Here is a 25961-nt window from a genome sequence, read left to right on the forward strand (position 1 = left end):
TAATGCCCCTTTCTTGATTAGTGAATAATCCCTTGATCTTTTGCCATTTGGTTGGCCATTTTCGGTGCTTGCCATAAGCAAGGAAGCAAAATCAGCGAAGCTGGAACCGCTGTAATGACAATAAAAGATTGCAGAGCTGAAATTCCGCCTTCTCCCATAGAAATGAGTACGATAGCCATCGCACCCATGACCATTCCCCAAAAAGCTCGAATAGCAGCATTAGGGTTAGCATCACCGCTGATCACGACACTAATGGTATAAGTCATTGAATCGCCAGTCGTCACAATAAACGTTGTCGTTAATACGAGAAATAACAAAGAAACCAACAGTGGAAAAGGCAATTGAGCGGTGATAGCGAGTAAAGCTCCGGGTAGGTTAAAGCCTTCAAAACCATCTGCAATAACACCGGGGTTTGCTAATTCAAAAGCTAAACCACTGCCACCGACAATACTAAACCAGAAACAGGTGATTAATGGAGCAGCAATGCTGATAGCTAAAATTAATTGACGCAGTGTGCGCCCGCGAGAAATTCGAGCAATAAAAACGGCCATCATGGGGCCATAACCAATAAACCATCCCCAGAAAAAGACAGTCCACCAACTTAGCCAATCCGTATCAGCTCGAAACATAGCCATAGGGACAAAATTATCCACCATAGAGGCCACACCCTGCATATAACCATCAATAATGAAGTGAGTGGGGCCGACAATAAGAATAAACAGCACTAATGCTACCGAGAGAATAATGTTATAGCGGCTAATTATTTGAATACCTTTACTTAAACCACTTAAGGCCGAAAAGGTGTACATCGCCATAGCAAATAAAATTACAATAATTTGTGTCGTGAAGCTATCCGGAATAGCAAAGAGCACATTAAGGGCGTAGCTGATTTGTAAGCCGAGAAAGCCGATTGGACCAATTGTACCGGCAGCAACAGCAATAATACTTAGCGCATCAATAGTATTCGCAACCCATCCTTGAACGGCTCGTTGTCCAAGAATTGGGTAAAGTAATGTACGTGGTTTGAGCGGCAGTCCTTTATCGTAGTGTAGGTGCATCAATACCACGGATGAAAGACAGCCTAAAATCGCCCAAGCCAAAAAGCCCCAATGCATAAATGATTGCGAGAGCGCATTAATGGCCATCTTTTGAGGGGATGCCGTGCCAAAGATAGGAGGGGCACTAATAAAGTGAGCAATCGGTTCTGCGGCGGCCCAGAAAACGCCCCCACCAGCAAGTAATGTACAAAGAATGATAGATAGCCACTTGAAGTTGTCCATTTCAGGTGCTTTTAGCCCTCCTAAACGAACAGACCCCGTTTGTGTGACAGCAAGCGTTAATCCGATGACAAAATTTGCTAAAAGTAACAGTTGCCAAAAAGCGCCAAACCCTTGGGTTGCATAGTGAAAACCTGAGTCAATCAGAGAAGTAAGAAGAGAAGGATTAACAAGCGCCAATAAAACGAACAGGGAGAGAAAGCTACCACTGAGCCATAAGACAGGATTATTAAGCTCAAGTTTTTGCTGTAATGAAAGGGAACGGGTTTGTGGGGGATGTGTGGCAGAGTAATCCGATGGTGTCATACAAGACGTTTCGGCACTCAGGTAAACTTTAGACATAAGAACTCGCTTTTGCCCCTGAATACTCAGGTGGCGTGTGAACATTCAATGCATAAATTGTGATATGCATCATAAAACGGGGCATACTAACATAAATTAGATTGATAATGCATCGGTCTTGCTAAGCGATCAATGTATGCCACGTTCTGATTGGTTCTTATTCTTGAGTGTAGGTTGGGCTGAAGAATTTTGAAGCTAGCCACTTAATGATGAGGGAGAACCCCCATCATTAAGCAAGCTGGGACTTGCCTTGATTATTATTTACTTAGCGTCAAACTCTTCAATCGCTCCTAAGGCTTGAGTGCCGTAAGTAAAGGAAGGGCCGCCACCCATCAGTACCGCAACGTTAATTACTTCTACTAACTCTGCTTTGGTTGCTCCTGCTTTGAGGGCGGCAAACACGTGAGCGGCAATGCAGCCATCACAGCGTGCTGCAATACCAATACCCAGTGCAATCATCTCTTTTGTTTTTAGATCAAGCTCACCGGGAGCCATGGCGGCTTTATGAAGCTGCATAAAGGCGGCAAGAGTATCTGGGCTTTGCTGTTTATACGCTTTGCCGAGGGTGTTTTGATCTTTCAGTAGTTCTGAATAAGATTTCATGAAAACCTCTTTGTTAGGCATATCTAAATAAGTTTTAGCTAATATAATAAGTGTGTTTAAAAAAAGCAAATATCGTTTGCCCTCTAAAATACGATTATGCCCACTTTTGGGGAATCCTTCTTAGGGTGGAAAATTCCCCACGAGACGGATATTGGATCAATCACCGCTTGCGTAATGAAATTTTATTCTTATTATAGACATCTAGATGTCTAATTTTAAAAAGAAAGGATGCCAAGAATGAAAAAGTTTAGCCAGTGGGTATTAGGGGGCGTACTACTTGTGGGGTTAACTGCTTGTGGCCAGAAAGATCACACGGAAATTAAAGTGGGCGCAACGGTTGGTCCACATGCACAAATAGTAGAAGCGGTAGCTAAAGAAGCCGCAAAGCAAGGTTTAACGGTAAAAGTTGTCGAATTTTCCGATTATATTACCCCGAACGCTGCACTGGACGATGGCAGCATTGATATCAATAGCTATCAACACCAACCATTTTTAGACAACTACAACCGTAATCATGGGGCTAACCTCGTCTCGATAGGTGAATCCATCTTGATGCGGATGGGTATCTACTCTAATAAGTATCGCTCAATTGAACAGCTACCGGATCAAGCTCGTATTGCCATCCCGAATGATCCCACTAATGGTGGGCGAGGTTTATTATTATTTGCTGACGCAAATATCATCACCTTACGTGATGGAACGGGGTTTAACGCAACACTGAATGACATTGTTGAGAACCCCAAAGGGTTTCAGTTTATCGAAGTCGATGCCGCGCAATTGCCACGCACGTTAGATGAGGTTGATGCGGCAGCGATTACGATGAACTATGTGATGTCAGCCGGGCTTGACCCAAAACAGCAGGGCATTTATTTAGAATCGAAACAAGCCCCTTTAGCGGTAATGGTGATAGCTACGCGAGAAAAGGATAAAGACAACGAGGCTTATCAAAAGTTTGTCAAAATCTATCATTCGCAAGCCATTCGTGACTTTATTGCTCAAACGTTTAATGGAACCATCGAACCCGCTCAATAGCATTGATAAAAGAACCACGAAATTAACCCAGCGTGGTTCTTTTATTTATCTCTATTATATTTTCACTTCTTGGTGAAACCTTCTATTTATTTTCTTTTTGATAGTGATTTTTATTACGAATTTTTATTTATTGTTTTATAGATATGGATCAATTTAATCACTAATTTTCATTAAACAGAATAACCACAAAATAACTATGATTACTCATAAATAAACGAGGGTGTGAAAGAAGCTTCCCCAAGCCACCTCAGATATAGGAAATGAAACCGAATTCAGGTTTCACTTAAGGAAAAGATCGAAAGGAGGGGTAATTCCTTTCGGCATCATCTCAGGAAATCCATAGCTTGTTTGGCAACCTCTCTATCACTGTGTTTGTACAGTTATACTGCGTGGGTAATGTCAATATGATCAAAAACCGATTTAAAGCCTTACTGTCACCGGATGTCACGCGACGCGGATTTATTAAATCCAGCTCGATGCTCGGTGGACTTGCGGCCGTCACCAGTTCTCTTTCTCTTCCTTTTAAATCGACGCTTGCTCAAGCCAAAGAAACACCGCCTAAAGCGGATGAAAAAGTGGTTTGGAGTGCCTGTACGGTTAACTGTGGTAGCCGTTGTCCACTGCGCATGCACGTGGTGGATGGGGAGATAAAATGGGTAGAAACCGATAATACGGGAACGGATAACTATGCGGCGAAAGACGTACAGGTTCGGGCTTGTTTGCGTGGCCGCTCAATGCGTCGTCGAGTTTACAATCCTGACCGTCTCAAATATCCATTAAAACGAGTCGGAAAACGAGGAGAAGGGAAATTTAAACGTATTAGCTGGGAAGAAGCGTACGACGAAATCGCCAACCATTTACAACGCATCATCGAAAATTACGGCAATGAAGCCGTCTACCTCAATTATGGTACCGGGACATTAGGCGGTACGGTGACTCGTTCTTGGCCTCCCGGTAACACCTTACTTGCTCGGTTAATGAATTTAAAAGGTGGGTATTTAAACCACTATGGAGATTACTCGACCGCACAAATTGCCGAAGGGCTCAATTACACCTATGGTGGTTGGGCGAATGGTAACTCGTTCTCCGACTTAGAAAATGCCAAATTGATTGTGCAATTTGGGAATAACCCCGCAGAAACTCGTATGTCTGGTGGTGGGTTAATTCACCACTATGTGGAGAGTAAAGCCAAATCTCAGGCGCGGACGATCATTATCGATCCGCGTTATACCGATACGGCAGGTGGCCGAGAAGATGAGTGGATTCCGATTCGTCCCGGTACAGACACCGCATTTATCTCTGCAATGGCGTATGTGATGATCAAAGAAGAGTTGGTCGATCAACCTTTCTTAGATAAATACTGTGTGGGTTACGATGAAAAAACATTGCCAGCATCGGCTCCAGCGAACAGTGATTATAAATCGTATATTTTAGGCCTCGGTGACGATAAAACCCCAAAAACTCCGGAATGGGCTGCAGCCATTACCGGAATTCCGGCTGACATTATTATTAAAACGGCCCGTGAAATTGGTTCGACCAAACCTTGTGCGATTCACCAAGGTTGGGGATTACAACGTACGGCCGGAGGGGAAATTGCCTCTCGTGCGGTTGCAATGTTGGCTATTTTAACCGGGAACATTGGGGTTAATGGTGGTGGAACGGGGGCTCGTGAGTCGGATTACAGCATTCCATTTGTACGTTTCCCAACCTTAGAAAACCCAGTGAAAACCTCTATTTCCATGTTCTTATGGACCGATGCCATTGTGCGTGGTCCGGAAATGACGGCATTGAAAGATGGTGTTCGCGGTAAAGACAAGTTGGATGTGCCGATTAAGTTTATTTGGAACTATGCCAGTAACTGTTTAATTAACCAACATGCGGATATCAACCGTACCCATGACATTCTGCAAGACGACACGGCTTGTGAAATGATTGTGGTGATTGATAACCATATGACCTCTTCTGCTAAATACGCTGATATCGTATTGCCAGATTTGACCACTTCTGAACAAGCCGATTTCTGTATGGATGGTAAAGCGGCCAATATGCCGTATTTCATTTATGCTGACCAAGCGATTAAACCGCAATTTGAAGCGCGGGGGATTTATGAGATTTGTTCTGAGCTAGCTAAACGCCTTGGTGTGGAAAAAGCCTTTACCGAAGGGCGAGATCAAGAAGGTTGGTTACGTCATCTGTATTCAGAAACTCGAAAATTGGACTCTAGCTTACCTGATTTTGAAACGGTTCGTCAGCAAGGCATTGTGAAGCGTACTGACCCGAACGGTCATTATGTTGCGTATAAAGCTTTCCGTGAAGATCCACAGAATAATCCGTTGTCGACACCTTCTGGAAAAATTGAAATTTATTCAGAACGGTTGGCAGAAATCGCTGCAACCTGGGAGCTTCCTGAAGGAGATGTGATTCATCCGCTACCTGTTTATACCTCAACATTTGAAGGGTGGGATGATCCTAAGCGTTCAGAATACCCACTGCAATTAACCGGGTTCCACTTTAAAGCTCGTGTCCATTCGACTTATGGCAATGTGGACATCCTTAAAGAAGCGGCACGGCAAGAGATGTGGATTAACCCGATTGACGCCCAAGCTCGTGGGATTAAAAACGGTGATCGTGTGCGTATTTTTAATGACCGTGGAGAAACGCGTATTCATGCCAAAGTGACACCACGCATTATTCCTGGTGTTGTGGCATTAGGGGAAGGCGCTTGGTACACCCCCGATGGTCGTAAAGTCGATCAATCTGGCTCAATTAATGTGCTGACGACTCAACGACCAAGTCCATTGGCGAAAGGTAACCCTCAGCACACTAACCTTGTTCAAGTTCAGCGCGTATAACCCAAGGATTAACTTATGAAACAGTATGGTTTTTATATTGATTCCAGCAAATGTACGGGCTGTAAAACGTGTCAGCTCTCTTGTAAAGACAATAAAGATTTAGGCGTTGGTGTGAACTTTCGCCGAGTGTATGACTATGAAGGGGGAAATTGGGTCGTTGAAGGGGAAACTTTCCGTCAAGACGTCTTCTCTTACTACCTTTCTATTGCTTGTAACCATTGTGATGAGCCAGCGTGTACTAAGGTTTGTCCATCGGGAGCGATGCACAAACGGGAAGATGGTTTTGTCATTGTTGATGAAAGTGTTTGTATTGGCTGTAAGTTGTGTGCGATGTCTTGCCCTTACGGTGCACCGCAATACAACGAAGAAAAAGGCCACATGACCAAGTGTGATGGCTGTTATGAACGAGTCGAGCAAGGTTTAGAACCGATTTGTGTAGGCTCTTGCCCATTACGAGCTTTGGAGTTTGGACCGATTGATGAGTTAAGAGCAAAATATGGCACCAATGCCGATGTTGCACCGTTGCCTTCTTCTCTTATTACGAAGCCAAATATTGTGATTAAACCTAATAAGAATGCTCGTCCAACGGGTGATCAAACGGGTTTCTTAGCAAATCCGAAGGAGGTATAAGATGGCTTGGCATGAATTTCCACTGGTGATCTTTACTGTTTTTGCTCAAACGGCGGTGGGTGCATTTCTACTGGTGAGCTTAACACTTTTATTTGGGCGCCCAACGAAACTGCAACAATCGAATATGGTGAAAAGCCTATTCTTTGTTTGGGTTTTGATGGGAATCGGCTTTGCGGCATCGACCTTCCATTTAGGTAGCCCACTGCGTGCTTTTAATGCCTTTAATCGAGTCGGGCACTCTTGGTTATCCAATGAAATCTTAACTGGTAGCCTATTTTTTGCGTTGGGTGGATTTTTCTGGTTAATGAGTGTACTTAACCTGGCTTCAGCCACATTGCGCAAAGGCTTGATGGTGACTGCGATGGTGATGGGCGTGGTCTTTATGTATGCCATGTCTCGTTTGTATATGATTGAGACCGTACCGACTTGGGATACAGCTTATACTCCGCTAAGCTTTGTGTTAACAGCAGTGATTGGCGGGAGTTTAGTGGCTTGTGCCCTATTAACGGGGGCAGGATATCGCACTCAAGTTGTTGAAAAACAGCTTCCTGTATTGGGAACGGTTGGCGTTGTGGTCAGTGTTCTTGCTAGCTTTATCCAACTATATGAGCTTGCCAATATTCATTCCGCGATCGTGTCAGCACAAGATCTATTGCCAAACATTGGTATGCTTAAGGGCGTACAATGGCTGCTACTCGTGGTTGCACTGGTCTTATGGTGGTGGCCAACTTGGCATCGCTCTCAACGTGCATTACTTCCTATTTTAGCGGGAACCCTCTGTGTGTTCTTGGCGGAGTTTTTGGGGCGTGGTATTTTCTATAGCTTGCACATGACTGTCGGTTTATAAACGTAACTCGACTCAATTAATAAGAAGGGGGCTAATGCCTCCTTCTTTGTTCATTAAGAGTGTTTATTATGAATGAAATTATTACCTTAAGTTCGGTTTTGGGCAGTTTGTTGTATTACCCACTTTCTCATGAACATAATCAGGCTATTTTACAGCAGCTAACGGAATGGACGGAGGCTGAACACCCGTTTTTAGGTTTACTGGAAGCGCAACAGCAAGATGCAGAGGATTCTGTGCTCGAAGACTACCAACAGCTTTTTGAAGGGCGAGAAAGTATGCCAGCGCCACCATGGGGATCGGTGTATCTCGATAAAGATCAGGTGATTTTTGGTGAATCCACGTTAGCTCTGCGCGCTTTTTTACGCCAACATCAAATTGAAATCGATACTGGGTTACGTGAGCCGGAAGATCACTTCGGCTTAATGTTGATGTCTCTTAGCCAGTTACTCAGTGATGCTCAAAGCCAAAACAGCGGTAAGGTGCTACTCTCTCACCATCTTTTACCTTGGGGTTATCGTTATCTCACCTTATTAAAACAGTCTGCAACCACCCAAACATATCAATGTTTAGCCGATATAGCTCAGCAGTGGCTAGAATATTTACAACAAGCCTTTTCAGTGCAGCCAGTGGAAATGAAAGTGTATCGTTAGTATGGGCATTTTTATTTAGGATCAACGAATGAAAATTGTGATCGCTCCAGATTCATTTAAAGAGAGTTTAACCGCCAAACAAGTGAGTCAAGCCATTAAAACGGGGTTACAACGAGTTTGGCCAAACGCGGAATTTGTTTGTATACCGGTTGCCGATGGGGGAGAAGGTACGGTTCAAGCTCTTGTTGATGCTACTGAGGGGCAGGCTATTACTACGACGGTCAATGGCCCTTTAGGTCATTCGGTCGAAGCGATTTATGGGGTGCTGGGGGATGGTCAAACAGCCGTCATCGAAATGGCACAAGCAAGTGGTTTACATTTAGTCCCGAATGAATGGCGGGATCCAAAACGAACCAGCAGTTACGGCACGGGTCAGTTGGTTAAGCATGCATTAGATGCAGGTATCAGACGTTTTATTATCGGTTTAGGCGGTAGTGCCACCAATGATGCTGGGAGCGGAATGTTGGCCGCTTTAGGGGTTAAATTTTATGATCATGATGGCCATGACATCATTCCCTCGGGGCAAGCCTTGAGCGAATTAGCCCAAATAGATCTCTCTGAGTTGGATCCTCGTTTAGCTCAATGTGAGATATCCATTGCTTGTGATGTGGATAACCCACTTTGTGGTGACAAGGGAGCCTCCGCCGTTTTTGGTCCCCAGAAAGGAGCCAGTGCGGAAGATGTTGTTTTGCTTGATCAAGCGCTATACAACTTTGGCTTATTAAGTGAACAAGTGACAGGAAAGCATGTGCTTTTCGCAAAAGGGGCGGGAGCGGCAGGAGGAATGGGCGCGGCATGGATAGCTTATACCCCTGCCAAATTAAAATCAGGGATTGATATTGTTATTGAAACCGTCAGGTTAGCGGAAAAACTACCAGATGCGGATTTGGTGTTCACTGGTGAAGGGCGCATCGATCAGCAAACCATGTATGGAAAAACCCCAGTCGGGGTGGCTAAGCTTGCCAAAGCATTCAACCTCCCTGTAATCGCAGTAGCAGGCTGCACGGGAGAAAATTATCAAGCCGTTTATCAACAGGGTATCGATGCAGTGTTTACTTGTACGCCTCGAGCAATGAGTTTACTAGAAGCGTTAGCTGAAGCAGAAGTTAACCTCACCAATACCGCTGAAAATATTGGCCGCTTATGGCAGCGTTCTCGAAGAGACTGAAAATCGCGATTGAATATGTAATGATACCCCTTTGATTGTGTTAGCGATTATGTGGTCATGGGGGGAAGCATTGGGTGGACTGAATCACGAATGATGATCGACGCTGAGGTATCGATTGCCGCTGCTTTTTTGTGTTCACCAAGAATGTTGAGAATCGCTTTCTGCGTCATTTCTTTAAGGGGAATATGCACGCTGGTTAAGCTAGGAGAAAGGTACTCACCGACATTACTGTTATCGAACCCCGTAATCGAGATATCTTCCGGTAAGTTCAATCCCGCCTTCTTGAAAGCTTTGCTTGCACCAATCGCCATATCATCATTACAAGCGAGTACCGCAGTGACTTGCACCGACGTTTCTAGCATTCGTTGTGCCGCTAAATATCCCCCTTCTAGAGTCCAGTTTCCTTGCTGTTCTCGCTCACATTGATACGGTAAGTGATATTTTGCCAGCACATCTCGGTAAGCTTGATAACGCTGCTTATCTGTACCTGAGCAGACATTACCGCGAATAATTGCAATGTGTTTATGCCCTTGCCCAACAATGTATTCCATCATCTTTACTGCGCTTTGATAGTGATCGGTGGTGATGGCGTATTGGGGCAGCTCTTCTATGTCATGGTTGATCACCATGATCGGTATATCAGCGTTCGATATAATGGAGGCGAGTTCTTTGTCATTCAGATATTTGGGATAAATAATGATGCCAGTGCAGCGCATATCCAAAAGAAAATTGATGGCGTGCCGCTCTTCAACCTTGCTGTGTTTTCCATCTGTCATCACCAGTTGATGACCTGAATCTTCACAAAATGAGGCTGCATGGTACATCAATGAAGAAAAATAAGGCCCGTCAAAGAGTACGTTTGCAATCACAAAACCAATAAAGTTCGTCTGACGTGATGAGAGGCTTTGAGCTAAAATATTGGGCCTGTATCCCGTGTCTTTAATGGCTTCAAACACTCGGCTTACCAACTCTGGGCGGACAATGTTTTTACCATTTAGCACTCTAGATACCGTTGATTTGGAGACGCCGGCTTTATTTGCTACATCTAACATCGTCACTGCCATGGAAAACCCTCAGTTATAAAAGACATCTTACGGAAAGACGCATTGGCAATAAAACCAATGCGCCACCCTTTTCAGACGGTTATCTAAAACTCAATCTTTTCACCATTGGTTGAAATCACTTGTTTATACCAGTCAAAGGATTTCTTACGTTTGCGCTCTAGAGTTCCGCTTCCATCATTATGTTTATCGACATAGATAAAGCCATAGCGTTTTTTCATTTCACCTGTAGTAAATGATACCAAATCGATACATCCCCATGGCGTATATCCGAGTAGGTCGACACCATCAATACTTACCGCTTTGCTCATTTCATGAATGTGCGCCTTGAGGTATTCGATACGATAATCATCATTGATAGAGCCATCTTGCTCGATGTTATCGACCGCACCAAAGCCATTTTCAACGATAAATAGAGGGACTTCGTATCTCTCATACAGTGCTGCTAAACAATAACGAAGGCCTGTTGGGTCGATAGGCCACCCCCAATCGCTGGATTTGATATAAGGATTTGGAACCGAATTTTCATGGCCACCATCCATACTTTCTTCCGTTGACTGTGAAGCGGTGGAATCTAGAGTGTTAGACATGTAGTAACTAAAACCCAAGTAATCCGCTTTGCCTTCTTTTAAGATTTGCTCATCCTCTGGATGCATTTCGATACGGTAACCTTTCAATTCCCAATCACGTTTGGCGTATGCCGGATAGTGACCACGGACCATAACATCAGAAAATAGGTAACGATCGCGCATGGCGCATTGCGCTAACATGACATCTTCAGGTTTTGAACTTCTTGGATAAAAAGGAACCATGGCACACATGGCGCCAATTTTCATATTAGGGTTGATCTCATGCCCTTTTTTCACGACCAATGCGCTGGCCACAAATTGGTGGTGCACGACTTGGTACATCGCTTCTTGAGGCCGCTCAAAATCGGAAAATTTAACGCCAGAACACATCCAGCCAAAAATATCGGCTGATACGTTCGCTTGGTTGTTGATTTCGTTAAACGTCATCCAATATTTAACTTTATTTTTGTATCTTTCCATCACCACCGTTGAGTAGTGAACGAAGAAATCGATCACTTTGCGGTTCATCCAGCCGCCATACTGTTTTGCTAGATGGTATGGCATTTCAAAGTGGCTCAACGTAATGACGGGTTCAATGCCATATTTTAGCAATTCATCAAAGAGATCATCATAGAAAGCTAAACCGGCTTCACAGGGCTCCATTTCATCGCCATTGGGGAAAATACGCGTCCAGGCAATGCTGGTACGAAAACACTTAAAGCCCATCTCAGCAAAAAGTTTAATGTCATCTTTGTAACGGTGATAAAAATCAATCGCAACTTGGTTTGGATAATTTTCTCCCTCCAGCACGCCGTCGGTAATTCTTCTCTGAACACCATGTTCACCAGCTGTTAAAACATCAACAACACTGACGCCTTTTCCGTTAGCGTCCCATCCGCCTTCTAGTTGGTGTGCAGCGACCGCGCCGCCCCATAGGAAATCTTCTGGAAATGTATTACTCATATTATTGCTCATTGTGTTAACTGAATTAGTGGTTGTCCGAACTGAATTTGATTGCTTTCTTGTTTATTGATATTCAAAGAAAATTCATCACTGTTCAGTACGATAAAGGGGGTTGTTAGGTCATAACCCGCATTTTTAATCGCTTGGCAATCAAATTGAATCAGAGGATCGCCAGCTTTCACTTTCTGATTTAAAACGACTTTGGTTTCAAAATATTGACCTTTTAGGTTAACGGTATCAAGCCCAACGTGAATCAGAATATTGGCACCATTTTCACAGGTCATTCCTACTGCATGGTGACTGTCAATCACCGAGGAGATGATGGCATCACAGGGGGCTTTAATTACCCCATCCACGGGTTTTATCGCTACACCATCTCCAAGTAACTTAGAAGAGAAGCTAGGATCATTGACCTCTTCTAGTGCGATTAACTCGCCTTTTGCTGGGCTAATCAGGGTCATCGTGACTTTAGGTGTTACAGTTGCCTCTGATGATGGCGCGGGTGTTTTCTGCGCGTCATCTTCAGCAATAGCATCTTGAAAACCAATAATATTGATTAGGATGAAAGTCGTGACAATGGTGACACCAACACCTAACGCCATACCGATGAAAGATTGAGGGTTATCCACATTGATTGCATTCATCGCGGTTAAAAGGCCGGGTAACCCAGCATACGCGTAGTAATATGTACCAAATAAGCTTGCAACAAGAGCGCCAGCCGCTCCTCCTACACAACCACAAATAAAGGGTTTTTTAAGACGCAGCGTCACCCCATACAGTGTTGGCTCTGTGATACCAAATATCGCAGTGATACCCGCAGAAAACGAGGTAGTTTTAAGCGCTTGATTACGGGACTTAAATGCAACGGCAAAAGCCGCCGCCATTTGAGCAATGACTGCCATAGACTGGAACGCTTGGAAAGAATCTCGACCGTACATATCAAAGTTAGCCATGATCACAGGAGTAATTCCCCAGTGAACGCCAAACACCACCACCATCTGCCAAATGCCACCAATCAGTGCCGCCGCAAGAGGAGGGAAAGCTTCAAATAGCCAGTTATAGCCATGAGCCACCCCTTCTGCAGCGGTACTAGAGACCGGGCCAATCAGAACAAGAGTTAAGGGTACCACAATAATGACACACACGAGTGGCGTCAGCAGTTCACTTACCATAGCGGGAATCACGCGTTTGGCATATCTTTCAACGTATGATAATCCCCAGATCATAAATATTGGTGGCAGCACTGATGAGGTATAAACCGTTTTGGCTAATGGAAAAGAGAGAAAAGTGATCACTTCTCCGTTGCTAATTTGGGCAGCAATGGCAGCCCAATCTGGGTTTATGAGTACGCAGCTACAGAACACGGCAATAAAAGGATTGCAATTAAAGTGTTTAGAAGCCGTAATGGCGATGAACACAGGTAAAAATGCAAAAGGGGTCCATGACATAAAATTAAGTACCGCAAATGTACCTGTTGAGGTAAATGTGGGGACAAAATATTTAACCACAATCAAGAAACCTTGCAGTAAACCTGCTGCGGCAAGAATGTACACGATAGGGGCAAAAATCGCAGACATCGATGCGATAACGGCATCTAAGATTCGAACTTTTTGGCCATCACTATTGAGTTTACTCGGGTCAACTAAGCCAACCATATGTTCGTAAACATCGGAAACATGTGTACCGATGACGACTTGAAATTGCCCTCCACTCTCAACAACCGTGATAACTCCCGTTAATTTTTCTACTTTATCTTTTGCATTTTCGGGGGTGTTTTTGAGCACCATTCGAAGACGTGTTGCACAACGTGTAAAGCTGACAACATTCTCTTGCCCACCGACATGGTTCAGGATGTCATTGGCGAGCTTTTGATAATCTCTTATTTTTGCCATTAGTTTCACCTCAGGTTGTAGGGTATGAGGTGATGGTTATTTCTGAAACCAGTTTCAGCCATTTGCCTTTTTGCGTTCCGTGCGTTAGATCACGATAAAAATCGTGTTGAGATAAAAGCTCGCTCATAAGCTAATGGTGGGGCGGACTGCTACGATGACGATCATGATTTTCTCACGATGAGGGGATTTTCGCTTTGAGGTGGTGATTCTGATAGAACTCCTTTTGAATGATTTCATTTATTTGAAAAATTTCATTCCCGTATTGTCTCTTTTTAATTGTTTTGTGTGATTATCTTCACATATGTATATGGAATTAAATTTTAATTCTATGGGGATTAATTATAAATATTTAATTTAACGTTATGATTTTATTGTTTTAATTTTTGATTTTATTTCTTTCATGTCTTTTTGATGTTTTAAATGTGAAATATCACTTACTTTTCATTTTTTTCATTATATACAATTTACGTTATGAGGTTTTGATGATTTGAGAAATAGTGTTAGGGGGATATTATCGTTGTTAACTTTTTCTCTTCTTTGTAATTTTGGCACGTAAGTGCCATTTTTTTATCATTAAAATAATAAAGAGTTATGATATGTCGCTTAATTTGATTGTTTCTAGAGTTTATTTGGGATTTTTTGTTATTATTTTTATGATGTTATTTTCTGCTGTGGTTTTATTTAGTGGTAATGAGAAGTTAACATCTAATATAGAATTTATGACACAAGAGTCTACTCCTCTGATGCTACATTCAGGTGAGCTGACCATTCGTTTTTTAAATATTAATCGAAGCTTGAATTCATACTTGTCTGCCATGTATATCGATGAGCTTGAGCCTTTAAAAGACGAGGTGAATTTGAGTGTGCAACGTTATAAAAAACAGCTTGACTGGTTTGAAACGAAAGCAAGTCAGGATCCGGGAATTCCTGATTTTCTAATAAAAATAAAAGAGAAAACAAATGAAAGTTTTAGGAATATTACTCAGATCTTAGAGAATTATGCACGTTATCTTGAATTGAGAGAAGAAAATAGTTACCAACAAACGTTGTTTCAATCTCTCGCTATTCAGTTAAATAGTAATTTACTCGGTAACCTTGCAAAAACAACGCATGATGAAGAACGTGAAGTGGTGGAAGCACTTCTTACACAAGTTGGGCTACTACTTGGAGAAGTCAATGAGGCCTTTTCATTACAAGATGTCATGGAAACTCGGGCGATAGAACGCCGTTTTAATGGCCGAAAAGAGCGATTTGATGAGGCTATCTTACAGTTTAAATCTTCATCGCCAGCATTTTTTCAGCAAAGTGAAGCATCGTTAACACTGTTGGAACAGCAAATTTTTTCTCCAAGTGGAACATTGGCTCAACATGTCGAGGTTGTTGAGCTTTATGACCAGTTACAGCATCAACGAGAAAGCATAAAACAGGATATTGACACTCAATTGAAAAATATTGATGCCTTGTCAGCCTATGCGGCCCAAACTGCTGAGCTGCGCTATCTTGAATCGTCCTCCCAAGCAGAAAAAACATTGATGACTCTCATTATTGTATCATTAGTTTCAGTCGTCATGGCGTTATTGATTGGGCTCAGTATTGCCAATATGATCCGTAAGCCAAGTCAACGCTTGCAAGAGGTTCTTGATAAAGTAGCCTCGAAGGATTTGACTCAAAGAATCCAATTATCCACAAATAATGAACTCGGTAGGGTATCAACCAAAGTCAACTTAGTCATTGATGATTTGTCTCATATCATCAGGCAAATACGAGGATCAGCGACTCAGTTAAATGGTGCCTCATTAGAGAACCAGCAAACGAGCGAGGCGTTAAATCTCACCATCGCTGAACAAACATCGCAAACGGCATTGATAGCAACAGCAATGGAAGAAATTGAATCAGCGGTAAACAACATCGCTTGTTCAGCCAATCAAACATTAGCCATAGTGACTGCCGCTGTGGGGGATTCCACTTCTGGGCAGGCCATGATGCAGAAAAATGTTCAACTATTGAACCAGTTATCACAGCGCCTTAATGACTCAACCCAAACCATCCACCAGCTAGAAAGTGAGAGCGTGGGGATAGAATCGATTCTTGATGTTATTTCTGGTATTTCTGAGCAAACCAATTTGTTAGCGCTGAATGCCGCCATCGAAGCGGCGAGGGCCGGAGAGCAAGGTCGAGGTTTTTCTGTGGTGGCGGATGAAGTCAGAGTGTTAGCCGCTAAAACAACCGCAAGTACCCAAGAAATTCAACTTAAAATTGAACAGTTACAACATTGTGCGGCTTTAGCCGTTAAGCAAATCACCACCTGTGTTAGTGATATGGCTAATTGTATTACCCACACTAATGATGTCAGCGTATCGCTGAGTCACGTACATGCACAACTGAATCAAATAGAAGATCGCAGCCATCAAATTGCCTCGGCAACGACCCAGCATCAATCGGTAGCTGAAGAAGTGACGCACAATGTGAACCATATACAGGTGCTCGCCAATCAAAACTTACTCCGTTCTAAACAATTAACTGCACACAGCCAACACCTTGAAAAGATGGCTGATCATCAAGCGCAACTTACTGAATTATTTACGTTACCTGAGTGTGTCGAGTAGGGAAATGTTATTTATATTCATTGCTTTGTGTGATGATTTTGTGGTTTATTTATTTTTATCAACTATTTATTAATGGACTTTTATACGAACATTTCTGACTGGATGAGTGGCTATGTTTATCGATGAACGGTATGCCATGAAACTCTTTCATGGCGTGAAATGAAACTGCAAGGTTTTTCAATTTTTGCGGAATCATCAAAGTTAGGCCAGATTTCCCCGTGATGAACCTCACACTCGATTGATCGTGGATCTTGAATACTTACCTTGTAAGCGATTTCAAGTATGAGGTTCTTTTGGTCACAATTAAGCATGTAGCAGAGCTCGCAGGGGTATCCCAAGCGACGGTCTCAAGAGTGGTGAATGGAACAACCCGTGTTAGTCATGATAGGAAATTGAAGGTTGAAAAAGCCATTAAAGAATTGGGTTATCGCCCCAATTCAATCGCTCAGGCATTAGCGTCTAGCCGTACAGGCAGTGTGGGCATTGTTGTTCCTGAACTGGGGGGGCCGTTTTTTTCAGGCATTTTACACAGTATTGAAGGGCACCTGCGTCGTTTGGGCTATCACGCTGTTGTTACCGCTGGTTCAAATACCGAACAAGGTCAACGTGAATCGGTAGAATTTTTATTAGGACGCCGAGTGGATGCGTTGATCCTTCATACTCAGCAGCTTTGTGATGACTATTTAATTGCGTTAGAGGAGCAGGGCATTCCGGTTGTTCTGATTAATCGGGTTATTCCAGAGATGCTCACCAGCTGTATTGATATTGATAATGAGGCGGGAGGGAAGTTGGCCACTCAATATCTATTACAAATGGGGCATACGCACATTGCTTGTATTACTGGGCCTCTTGATAAGTCCGATGCGCGGGGGCGGTTACAAGGTTATCGACGAGCTTTAGAAGAGGCTGAGCTGGAATATAGCGAGGCATTAGTCTCAGAAGCGGGCTTTACTGAAGAAACGGGCGTCAGTGCCATGAAAAAACTGCTTAAACGAGGGGGAAAGTTTACGGCGGTGTTTGCTTCAAACGATCACATGGCATTTGGCGCCTTTGAAGTACTGAAAAGAGAAGGATTTTCAGTTCCTGAGGATATTTCTTTAGTTGGCTTTGACAATATTCTGTTTACTCGTTACCTCACACCAGGATTAACCACGGTTAATTTTCCTATTGAAGAAATGAGTACAGAAGCTGTGCAGTTAACCATTCAAAAACTTAATAAAAATAAATGTGATGTGAATTTTAAACTTTCACCCGCTTTAGTGGTGAGAAATTCCGTCAAGGACTTACTTAAAACTCTATAAATATTTAAGGATAAATGATGAAACTTAAGACTCTCGTGCTATCCAGTGCCGTTGCCTTAGGGCTTGCTGCAACCGCGACGGCGGCAAATCAATCCATTCGTTTTGACGGGTTCCCTGATTTTGACAGTAGCCTAAAAGTATTATTACCGGATTTTGAAAAGAAGACCGGAATAAAGGTGGATTACTTAATGAATAATCATGGTGATCATCATACAAAGTTAACCACTAACCTCGCTACAGGTTCTGGGGCTGGAGATGTGATTGTTGTAGATGTAGAAAAAATTGGACCTTTCGTTGCTTCTGGTGGCCTTGTCAATTTATCTAAACAATATGGAGCCGATAAATATGAAGAACGTTTTGCCCCTTATGCATGGGCTCAAGGTAAAGGTGCAGATGGTGATATGTACGGTATTCCGGTGGATTTAGGGCCCGGAGTTATGTATTACCGAACGGATGTTTTTAAACAAGCCGGAATCGATATTAATGAAGTGATTAAAAGCTGGGACTCTTATATTGCCGCAGGCGAGAAGTTGAAAGCGTTAAATATTCAGTTAATTCCATCGGCGGCAGATGTTGCTCAAGCGATTATTTTTACAACGGTTCCTGAGGGTGAAGGGCTTTATTTTGATAAAGCTGGCAACCCGGTGGTGACTTCAGAACGTTTTGTTCATGCGTTTGAAGTGGCTAAAGAAATACGTGATAAAGGGCTGGATGGTCGAATTCTTGCTTGGTCTAACGAATGGTATGAAGGTTTTCGTAATGCCACTTTTGCGACTCAGTTATCTGGCGCTTGGTTGCTTGGTCATTTAAATAACTGGATTGCGCCAGATACGGCCGGTAAATGGGCCGTATCACATTTGCCAGATGGTATCTACGGCAGTTGGGGTGGCTCTTTTCTCTCGATTCCTACTCAGTCTGATCACCAAGATGAAGCGTGGAAATTGATCGAATACATGACAACCGATCGTGAAGTTCAATTAAAACACTTTGAAACGATAGCGGCCTTCCCTGCGAATACAACGACCTATGATGACGCCCTATTCGAAGAAGAAGTGGCATTTCTTGGTGGACAAAAAGCTCGGCTTGTTTTTGCTGATGTCGCAAAAAATATTAAGCCAGTACAGCCTGCAAAAGGGGATCACGTGGCCCGGTCTATCGTTCTTGAAAATGCACTGATGGAAGTCCTTGATGAAGGTAAGGATATTAAAACAGCACTTAAAGAAGCCGAACGTTTAATTAAGCGTCGTACACGTAATCTTTAAAAATAGATGGTTCAGGGAGGCTTATTCAATCGGCTTCCCTGCTTAAGAGGTCGTTATTATGAAGTTTTTAGCAAGTAATAGCATGGGAAAATTAGTGGATAATCGTTTTTTTCAATTTAATTTGAAAGCGCTTACACCGTATGGTTTTCTACTGCCGTTTTTGTGTATTTTTTCTATTTTTGGAATTTTTCCTTTACTGTTTTCAGTCTATCTCTCTTTTCATTCATGGAATCCGGTGGAAGGGTTGGAAGCGATGAATTATGTGGGGTTTGAAAACTACCACATTGCGTTAACCGACCCATGGCTTTGGCGCTCACTAAAAAATACTTTTTGGTTAGCCATTACTTCTGGCGTGGCTCAGCACTTAATCGCGATTCCTGTTGCTTATATTCTTGTTTCTATGGGCGATCGTTTACGTCATTGGTTAACCTCAGCTTATTTTTTACCCTACATCACTTCAACAGTGGCTGCATCGCTGATCTTTTTCAATATGTACTCACCCAATTCGGGGATTATTAACCAAACATTAATCGCACTAGCGGATAGTTCTTTATTGGGGTGGGCATTTTCGTGGGTAAATGACTTTCAACCGATCCGATGGCTCGATGATGCGACATTGGTAAAACCTTCTATCGCTATTATGGTGTTTTGGAAATATACGGGTTTTAACATCGTGTTATATACCACGGGGTTAATGACCATTCCTAAAGACATTTTAGAAGCGGCACGTATGGATGGTGCAAATGCTCTTCGCCGTTTCTGGAATGTATCACTCCCGATGATTCGCCCTTTTGTTTTCTTCGCTGTCACGATGACGATTATTGGTAACTTACAGTTATTCGAAGAACCCTTTGTACTGACTCGGGGTACCGGTGGAACGGGGCAATCTGGCTTAACGATTTCTATGTATCTCTACAAAGTGGGTTGGGAGTGGTTAGAAATGGGAACGGCTTCGGCGATTTCTTGGCTTCTCTTTGCCCTGATAGCGGCATGTACCATGGTTCAATTCTTCTTCTTTGGTAAGAAAGGTTTAGGGGAGCAATAAGATGTCGGTGAATTCTATAAAGACGAAAGCATGGCCTTTGAATGCGTTAAAACCAAGCGATCGAACGGTGGAAGTTTTCACGAAAGTATTGATGGTTATTTTAGCCGTGATCCTCATTGTTTCAGCCATTGTAACTGTCTTTCCATTTCTTTGGTCAGCATTATTGTCAACGCGTGATCGTACGGAAATCTTTGGGACAGGGATCAGCTTTGCGATAGGGGATAGCTTGGCCATCAACTACGCGAAATTAAAAGAGATCATGCCGTTTTGGCAAGCCATGTTTAATTCCATTTATGTGGCTTTTCTAGGGACAACCATCTCACTGCTGTTTTGTAGTATGGGAGGGTACGCTTTTGGCGTATTTCAATTTAAAGGGAAAAAGATACTGTTTGGAATGTTGGTTGGGTCAATGATGATTCCTCCTGTATTGAGCTTAATTCCTTACTTTATGATTATTAAGTTTATCGGTTTACTGGATAACCATATTGCTGTCTGGCTTCCCTTTACTACAACGCCTTTTGGCATCTTTCTTATGCGTCAACATGTGGTGGCTTCCATTCCTAAAGAGCTTTTAGAGGCGGCCAAGTTAGATGGAGCTGGTCAGCTAAGAACATACTGGAGTGTGGTATTGCCCTTGATGAAACCTGCTTTGGCTACCTTGGCTATCGTACAATTTGTTTTCTTTTGGAACATGTTTATGCAGCCATTGGTGGTATTAACCACGCCCGAAAACTATGTGATAACTCAAGCACTTCGCAGTGTACAAGGGATCCCTAATACCCCGTGGGGCGCCGTAATGCTGGGTACTACAATTTCAATTTTACCTTTAGTGGTGACTTACTTGTTTGCTTCGAAACAGATGATCAGTGGTCTCACCTCTGGTGCAGTAAAAGGTTAGATTTTTTAAAGGTTATGATAATGAATAAATATGAACTTCCTAAGACTTCTCAATTACGCAGCAGAGAATTTGTATTCGGTGTTGCCACTTCCTCTTATCAAATTGAAGGAGGCGTTACAGAAGGGGGGCGAACACCATCGATCTGGGATACGTTTTGCCAAAAACCGGGTAACGTTGATAAAGGCGATAATGGTGATATTGCGTGTGATCATTACCATCTTTGGAAGCAAGATATTAAAATGATTAGTGATTTAGGTGTAGATGCTTATCGCTTATCTATCGCCTGGCCCCGTATTCTGCCGGAGGATGGAGTGGTGAATCAGCAAGGATTAAACTTCTATGAGCAGATTATTGATGAGTGCCATGCTCGTGGTATGAAAGTGTACGTTACCCTTTATCATTGGGATCTTCCTCAATATTTAGAAGATAAAGGAGGGTGGCTTAACCGTGAAACTGCCTATAAATTTGCCCATTATGCGGATATTGTGAGCCGTTATTTTGGTAATAAAATAGAGGTTTATACCACGCTGAATGAACCTTTTGTCGCGGCTTTTCTCGGCTATCGTTGGGGCGTTCATGCCCCAGGAATAAAAGGTGAACGTGAAGGCTTTTTGGCTTCGCATCATTTGATGCTTGGCCATGGTCTGGCTATGCCAATTTTGCGTAAGAATGCACCAAAATCAAAACATGGCATCGTTTTTAATGCTTCACCGGCTTACCCTCATCGTGAGAAAGACCAAGGTGCGGCCAATTATTCCGATGCAGAAAATTACCATTGGTTTATTGATCCCGTATTAAAAGGGAAATATCCCTCATTAGTTGTTGAGCGACAACAGACCAATATGCCCATGATCTTGGAGGGCGATCTCGACATTATTTCAGCACCTGTCGACTATATCGGTATTAATTACTATACACGTAACGTCGTTCGTTATAACGAGAGTGGTGATATCGAAACAGTGAAACAATCAGAGAATGAACATACTTATATTGGGTGGGAAATTTACCCGCAAGGTTTAACCGATCTTCTGGTACGTTTAAAGGCGCGTTATAACAATTTGCCTCCTATTTATATTACGGAAAATGGTGCGGCGAATGATGATAAGTGTATTGATGGGAAAGTAAATGATGAGCAACGTGTTCGTTATTTTCAAGCACATCTCAATGCGGTGGATAAGGCAATAGAAGCAGGAGTTCGAGTTGATGGCTATTTTGCTTGGAGTTTAATGGATAACTTTGAATGGGCTTTTGGCTATTGCCAACGCTTTGGCATGGTTTATGTCGACTATCAAACACAAGAACGGACACTGAAAAATAGCGCTATTGCTTATCAGAATATGCTATTAGAGCGCGCAGAGGAGAATAAGTAATGGCTAAAGTTGAATTTAGAAATATTAAAAAATCCTTTGGTAAGGTTGATGTCGTTAAGCACTTTAATTTTACCGTGAATGATGGTGAATTTGTGGTCTTTCTTGGCCCTTCTGGTTGCGGAAAATCGACAACATTACGTATGCTCGCCGGGCTTGAAACGATTACCTCTGGTGATATTTATGTCGGGGATAAGTTAATCAATAAAGTGGATGCGAAAGACAGAGATTTAGCCATGGTATTTCAAAGTTATGCACTTTATCCTCATATGAGCGTCTATGAAAATATCGCTTTTGCTTTAAAACTTAAAGGCATGGCAAAAACGGATATTGATGTTGAAGTTCGCAGAGCAGCTAAAATGCTGGAGTTGGAACCTTTACTGGATAGAAAACCGAAAGAGTTATCTGGTGGTCAGCGACAAAGGGTGGCAATGGGGCGAGCCATGGTCCGGACGCCAAAAGTCTTTTTATTTGATGAACCACTTTCTAACCTAGATGCCAAACTGCGTGGTGTAATGCGTGAAGAAATTAAGCATCTTCACCGTGAATTAAAAACCACCACGATTTACGTCACTCATGATCAAATTGAAGCCATGACATTGGCTGATCGAATCGTGATCCTTAAAGATGGTTATGTTGCTCAAGTTGGGACGCCAACAGATGTATTTCAGAGACCTGCCAATAAATTTGTTGCCCAATTTATAGGTAGCCCATCAATGAATATGTTGGATGCCAAACTCATTAATCAAGATAATGAATTTTATATTGAGTTTGGCAATATTCATATTCCACTTCCTGAGCGATTTAAAGCGCATGCTTCAAAAAATTTGGCGCTGCATTTAGGCATTCGTCCAACGGATATTCATTTGAGAGCAGAACATATTGACCATGAACGTGTATTGCCTTTCCCGGTAAACATTAAAGATAAAGAATTATTGGGAGCGAGTATTCTTCTGAAAACAGAAATTGCAGGTCAGCCTCTGATGGTGGAAACACAGGCAGCAGAAGTAACGGTGGATGCGTTGACACTTTATTTAGATCTGGATGCGATTCATTTATTTGATGCATTAAGTGAAAACTCTTTAGCCAGTTAGTGACACTCATTTAGATCAATCATATCGATGGATTAAATAACATTTGGCTTCTTCTTCCGGGAAGAAGCTAGGGATAGTGATGATGAAATTTGGATATTTTGACGATAAAAATAAAGAATATATAGCCACTACACCATGTACACCCATTAAATGGTGTAATTATGTGGGTACGCTAAATTTTGGTGGCTTGGTCGATAGTAATGGGGGAGTGTTGTTGTGTAAGGGGGATCCCGCACTTAATCGCATCACCAAATATATCGCCCAACTGCCAAACTCTGACTTTAAAGGCTCGACCCTATATTTAAAAGTACGGACTCAAGAAGGGAAGGTCACTGTTTTCTCTCCATTTTATACGCCGACATTGAAATCGTTGGATAAGTTTGAAAACCATACAGGGCTGTCTTATACCACTATCGTTGCTGAGGCTTATGGTATTCGATGTGAAAGCACCTTTTTTGTACCCAAACATGATCCGGTTTTGCTCCAAGATATTAAAGTGACCAATATCTCAGGGGAAGAATTACATATTGATGTAGTGCCTGTTTTTGAATTCACCCATTTTGATGCATTAAAGCAATTGGTCAATGCTGATTGGGTTCCCCAGACCATGATCTTACAAGCTCACCAGCAAGAAAGTGGGCATACGGTTTTGGAGCAATACGCTTTTATGAAGCGAGATTATGCGGTGAATTTATTAACGGCTGATCGCCCTGCCACTTCATTTGATGGCGATCGTCAGGCATTTCTTGGTCATCGAGGATATGGGAGTTGGTCTGCTCCTGAAGCTTTGAATCACCTTGAATTAACGAACAGTGAATGTTTACGTGGTGATAATATCGGCGCTTTAAACCTTCGTTTAGGATGGATGGAACCACAACAAACTGAGCGTACGGTTGTGCAATTGACACAGATGGAAAGTCTTGAGGCTGCGCAGCCTATCTTGGCCAAGTATCGGAACCATACTGAGGTCGACAAGGCATTTGCAGAGCTTGCGATATTCTGGGAGGAGTATTTATCGACACTTCAAGTTGAAACCCCCGATCCTGCGATGAACTCCATGCTGAATGTGCATAATCCTCGTCAGTGTCATACCACCAAAAACTGGTCGCGCTATTTATCTCTCTATCAGTTGGGGTATGGGGCGCGTGGCATTGGATTTCGTGACTCATCACAAGACATTCTCGGTGTGATAGCCCATATGCCAGAAGAAGCTCGTGAGTTTATTGAGCGCTTATTGTCGGTTCAAAATATCGATGGCTCTGCTATGCACCAATTTTTTCCTTCCACAATGGAGGCGAATGGGGGGGACTCTCGTGAGGAAGAAGATCGACCCGATTATTATGGTGATGACCACCTGTGGATCATCTACGCTGTCACCCAGTATGTAAAAGAAACCGGTAATGCGGATTTCTTGAACAAAGTCATTCCTTATTATCAGAAAGATAAACAAGGCAATCCTATTGAAGCGGGGATCGTATGGGAACATTTATGCCGCGCCATTTTGTTTACTGAAACCCATACCGGGCAGCATGGTCTCCCTTTGTTGGGGTTTGCCGATTGGAACGATACGGTGAACTTACCTACCGGGGCCGAATCATTAATGGTCGCGAATATGTATGGTAAAGCCTTATTAGACATGTTCGACCTTTGTCAACTTCGTGGCGAGGTTTCACTCGCGCAACACTATCAGGCTCAATATGAAAAAATGCAGAGTCTTGTCAATCAATATGGTTGGGATGGTGCGTGGTTTATCCGCTATTTTGATGAAGAAGGCGCACCTATTGGCTCTCATAGTAATCAGCAAGGGCAGATCTACACGAATGCTCAAAGCTGGCCAGTTATTTCAGGGTTTGCTACGCCAGAGCGGGCAACACAAGCGCTTAATTCTGTCTATACAAAATTAAATACGGCGAACGGTATTAAGCTGTCAACACCGGGTTATAAAGGCTTTGATCCCGACCTTGGTGGTGTTTCTACCTATCCACCGGGAGCAAAAGAGAATGGGGGGATTTTCTTGCATGCGAACCCATGGGTCATGATCGCTGAAGCCAAAATGGGAAATGGAGATCGCGCCTATGAGTATTATCGGCAAATAAATCCAGCTTCGAAAAACGATCAAATAGATATTTTTGAATCAGAGCCTTATTGCTACCCCCAAAATATATTGGGCGATGAACATCCACAATTTGGGCTTGGGCGTAATGCATGGTTATCAGGAACGTCTTCATGGACATACGTCGCTGGCACTCAATGGATACTGGGGATTCGCCCTGAGATTGATGGCTTAGTGATCGATCCGTGTATTCCCTGTGATTGGCCTCAATTTAATGTTCGCCGCCAATTTCGTGGTGCCCAGTATTGCATTCAGGTGGTGAACCCTAATCGCGTGAGTAAAGGGGTATTTGAGATGCGCGTCAACGGGGTGGTGATCAAAGGAAATAAAGCTCCCGTATTTACTGATGGCGAACATCATATCGAGATTACATTAGGAGAATAATAAAA

The 25961-nt window shown here is 42.9% G+C and carries 19 protein-coding genes; 14 read left to right on the forward strand and 5 right to left on the reverse strand.

Going from position 1 to position 25961, the window contains the following annotated elements; translation table 11 throughout:
- Window positions 1-17: 17 nt before the first annotated feature.
- On the reverse strand, window positions 18-1619 hold the full coding sequence (locus EXA13_RS07230; RefSeq protein WP_238132573.1) for a BCCT family transporter: 1602 nt from the start codon (window positions 1617-1619) through the stop codon (window positions 18-20).
- A 261-nt stretch (window positions 1620-1880) separates the two neighbouring features.
- Window positions 1881-2222: a carboxymuconolactone decarboxylase family protein gene (locus tag EXA13_RS07235; protein WP_238105604.1), complete on the reverse strand. Its 342-nt coding sequence runs from the start codon at window positions 2220-2222 to the stop codon at window positions 1881-1883.
- A gap of 228 nt (window positions 2223-2450) precedes the next feature.
- Between EXA13_RS07235 and EXA13_RS07240 the strand changes: the two genes are divergently transcribed.
- The 6 genes from EXA13_RS07240 (at window position 2451) to EXA13_RS07265 (ending at window position 9401) form a co-directional block, all read left to right on the forward strand.
- Window positions 2451-3254 (forward strand): MetQ/NlpA family ABC transporter substrate-binding protein, encoded by an 804-nt coding sequence (locus tag EXA13_RS07240; protein WP_430794474.1) that lies wholly within the window; start codon window positions 2451-2453, stop codon window positions 3252-3254.
- Between the two features lie 404 nt (window positions 3255-3658).
- On the forward strand, window positions 3659-6106 hold the full coding sequence (locus tag EXA13_RS07245) for a DmsA/YnfE/YnfF family dimethyl sulfoxide reductase (protein ID WP_238132575.1): 2448 nt from the start codon (window positions 3659-3661) through the stop codon (window positions 6104-6106).
- Between the two features lie 15 nt (window positions 6107-6121).
- A complete protein-coding gene (locus EXA13_RS07250; RefSeq protein WP_078925723.1) occupies window positions 6122-6736 on the forward strand; it encodes a DMSO/selenate family reductase complex B subunit in 615 nt (204 codons plus the stop codon).
- Window position 6737: 1 nt separating this feature from the next.
- A complete protein-coding gene (locus EXA13_RS07255) occupies window positions 6738-7583 on the forward strand; it encodes a dimethyl sulfoxide reductase anchor subunit family protein (protein ID WP_238132576.1) in 846 nt (281 codons plus the stop codon).
- Between the two features lie 68 nt (window positions 7584-7651).
- Entirely contained in the window at window positions 7652-8233 is a 582-nt protein-coding gene (gene dmsD / locus EXA13_RS07260; protein ID WP_238115559.1) for a Tat proofreading chaperone DmsD, read from the forward strand.
- A gap of 28 nt (window positions 8234-8261) precedes the next feature.
- Complete coding sequence (locus tag EXA13_RS07265; RefSeq protein WP_238132577.1) at window positions 8262-9401, forward strand: glycerate kinase; 1140 nt, start codon at window positions 8262-8264, stop codon at window positions 9399-9401.
- A gap of 47 nt (window positions 9402-9448) precedes the next feature.
- On the opposite strand, the gene EXA13_RS07270 is transcribed toward EXA13_RS07265, so the two are convergent.
- The 3 genes from EXA13_RS07270 to EXA13_RS07280 form a co-directional block, all read right to left on the reverse strand.
- Window positions 9449-10465: a LacI family DNA-binding transcriptional regulator gene (locus EXA13_RS07270; RefSeq protein ID WP_238132578.1), complete on the reverse strand. Its 1017-nt coding sequence runs from the start codon at window positions 10463-10465 to the stop codon at window positions 9449-9451.
- Between the two features lie 83 nt (window positions 10466-10548).
- The gene (locus tag EXA13_RS07275) at window positions 10549-11994 is read right to left on the reverse strand and encodes a 6-phospho-beta-glucosidase (RefSeq protein ID WP_238132579.1); all 1446 of its coding nucleotides are present in this window, start codon (window positions 11992-11994) and stop codon (window positions 10549-10551) included.
- Window positions 11995-12002: 8 nt separating this feature from the next.
- Window positions 12003-13886, reverse strand: coding sequence for a beta-glucoside-specific PTS transporter subunit IIABC (locus EXA13_RS07280; RefSeq protein WP_238132580.1), 1884 nt, complete (start codon window positions 13884-13886; stop codon window positions 12003-12005).
- Window positions 13887-14482: 596 nt separating this feature from the next.
- Between EXA13_RS07280 and EXA13_RS07285 the strand changes: the two genes are divergently transcribed.
- The 8 genes from EXA13_RS07285 to EXA13_RS07320 all read left to right on the forward strand — a co-directional run bounded on the left by EXA13_RS07285 (window position 14483) and on the right by EXA13_RS07320 (window position 25956).
- The gene (locus tag EXA13_RS07285) at window positions 14483-16492 is read left to right on the forward strand and encodes a methyl-accepting chemotaxis protein (RefSeq protein ID WP_238132581.1); all 2010 of its coding nucleotides are present in this window, start codon (window positions 14483-14485) and stop codon (window positions 16490-16492) included.
- Window positions 16493-16785: 293 nt separating this feature from the next.
- Complete coding sequence (locus EXA13_RS07290) at window positions 16786-17793, forward strand: LacI family DNA-binding transcriptional regulator (RefSeq protein ID WP_238132582.1); 1008 nt, start codon at window positions 16786-16788, stop codon at window positions 17791-17793.
- Window positions 17794-17810: 17 nt separating this feature from the next.
- Window positions 17811-19055, forward strand: coding sequence for an extracellular solute-binding protein (locus EXA13_RS07295; RefSeq protein ID WP_238132676.1), 1245 nt, complete (start codon window positions 17811-17813; stop codon window positions 19053-19055).
- A 58-nt stretch (window positions 19056-19113) separates the two neighbouring features.
- A complete protein-coding gene (locus EXA13_RS07300; protein WP_238132583.1) occupies window positions 19114-20100 on the forward strand; it encodes a carbohydrate ABC transporter permease in 987 nt (328 codons plus the stop codon).
- Between the two features lies 1 nt (window position 20101).
- Window positions 20102-20998: a carbohydrate ABC transporter permease gene (locus EXA13_RS07305; protein ID WP_238132584.1), complete on the forward strand. Its 897-nt coding sequence runs from the start codon at window positions 20102-20104 to the stop codon at window positions 20996-20998.
- A gap of 20 nt (window positions 20999-21018) precedes the next feature.
- Window positions 21019-22368 carry a GH1 family beta-glucosidase gene (locus EXA13_RS07310; protein ID WP_238132585.1) on the forward strand — a complete coding sequence of 450 codons (1350 nt, stop codon included), beginning with the start codon at window positions 21019-21021 and terminating at the stop codon, window positions 22366-22368.
- Window positions 22368-23459: an ABC transporter ATP-binding protein gene (locus EXA13_RS07315; protein ID WP_238132586.1), complete on the forward strand. Its 1092-nt coding sequence runs from the start codon at window positions 22368-22370 to the stop codon at window positions 23457-23459. The genes EXA13_RS07310 and EXA13_RS07315 overlap by 1 nt, the downstream gene beginning before the upstream one ends.
- Before the next feature lie 79 nt (window positions 23460-23538).
- Complete coding sequence (locus EXA13_RS07320; RefSeq protein WP_238132587.1) at window positions 23539-25956, forward strand: GH36-type glycosyl hydrolase domain-containing protein; 2418 nt, start codon at window positions 23539-23541, stop codon at window positions 25954-25956.
- Window positions 25957-25961: the final 5 nt, after the last annotated feature.

The organism is Vibrio cincinnatiensis, from assembly GCF_022113815.1.
GTDB classification, from domain to species: domain Bacteria; phylum Pseudomonadota; class Gammaproteobacteria; order Enterobacterales; family Vibrionaceae; genus Vibrio; species Vibrio cincinnatiensis_A.

What these genes read in the sequence shown, in the direction of transcription:
- EXA13_RS07320 (WP_238132587.1), top strand. Translation starts at nt 23,539, where the DNA reads ATGATGAAATTTGGATATTTTGACGATAAAAATAAAGAATATATAGCC.
- EXA13_RS07300 (WP_238132583.1), top strand. Translation starts at nt 19,114, where the DNA reads ATGAAGTTTTTAGCAAGTAATAGCATGGGAAAATTAGTGGATAATCGT.
- EXA13_RS07235 (WP_238105604.1), bottom strand. Translation starts at nt 2,222, where the DNA reads ATGAAATCTTATTCAGAACTACTGAAAGATCAAAACACCCTCGGCAAA.
- EXA13_RS07270 (WP_238132578.1), bottom strand. Translation starts at nt 10,465, where the DNA reads ATGGCAGTGACGATGTTAGATGTAGCAAATAAAGCCGGCGTCTCCAAA.
- EXA13_RS07305 (WP_238132584.1), top strand. Translation starts at nt 20,102, where the DNA reads ATGTCGGTGAATTCTATAAAGACGAAAGCATGGCCTTTGAATGCGTTA.
- EXA13_RS07310 (WP_238132585.1), top strand. Translation starts at nt 21,019, where the DNA reads ATGAATAAATATGAACTTCCTAAGACTTCTCAATTACGCAGCAGAGAA.
- EXA13_RS07280 (WP_238132580.1), bottom strand. Translation starts at nt 13,886, where the DNA reads ATGGCAAAAATAAGAGATTATCAAAAGCTCGCCAATGACATCCTGAAC.
- EXA13_RS07285 (WP_238132581.1), top strand. Translation starts at nt 14,483, where the DNA reads ATGTCGCTTAATTTGATTGTTTCTAGAGTTTATTTGGGATTTTTTGTT.
- dmsD (WP_238115559.1), top strand. Translation starts at nt 7,652, where the DNA reads ATGAATGAAATTATTACCTTAAGTTCGGTTTTGGGCAGTTTGTTGTAT.
- EXA13_RS07295 (WP_238132676.1), top strand. Translation starts at nt 17,811, where the DNA reads ATGAAACTTAAGACTCTCGTGCTATCCAGTGCCGTTGCCTTAGGGCTT.
- EXA13_RS07315 (WP_238132586.1), top strand. Translation starts at nt 22,368, where the DNA reads ATGGCTAAAGTTGAATTTAGAAATATTAAAAAATCCTTTGGTAAGGTT.
- EXA13_RS07245 (WP_238132575.1), top strand. Translation starts at nt 3,659, where the DNA reads ATGATCAAAAACCGATTTAAAGCCTTACTGTCACCGGATGTCACGCGA.
- EXA13_RS07265 (WP_238132577.1), top strand. Translation starts at nt 8,262, where the DNA reads ATGAAAATTGTGATCGCTCCAGATTCATTTAAAGAGAGTTTAACCGCC.
- EXA13_RS07250 (WP_078925723.1), top strand. Translation starts at nt 6,122, where the DNA reads ATGAAACAGTATGGTTTTTATATTGATTCCAGCAAATGTACGGGCTGT.
- EXA13_RS07230 (WP_238132573.1), bottom strand. Translation starts at nt 1,619, where the DNA reads ATGTCTAAAGTTTACCTGAGTGCCGAAACGTCTTGTATGACACCATCG.
- EXA13_RS07240 (WP_430794474.1), top strand. Translation starts at nt 2,451, where the DNA reads ATGCCAAGAATGAAAAAGTTTAGCCAGTGGGTATTAGGGGGCGTACTA.
- EXA13_RS07255 (WP_238132576.1), top strand. Translation starts at nt 6,738, where the DNA reads ATGGCTTGGCATGAATTTCCACTGGTGATCTTTACTGTTTTTGCTCAA.
- EXA13_RS07275 (WP_238132579.1), bottom strand. Translation starts at nt 11,994, where the DNA reads ATGAGTAATACATTTCCAGAAGATTTCCTATGGGGCGGCGCGGTCGCT.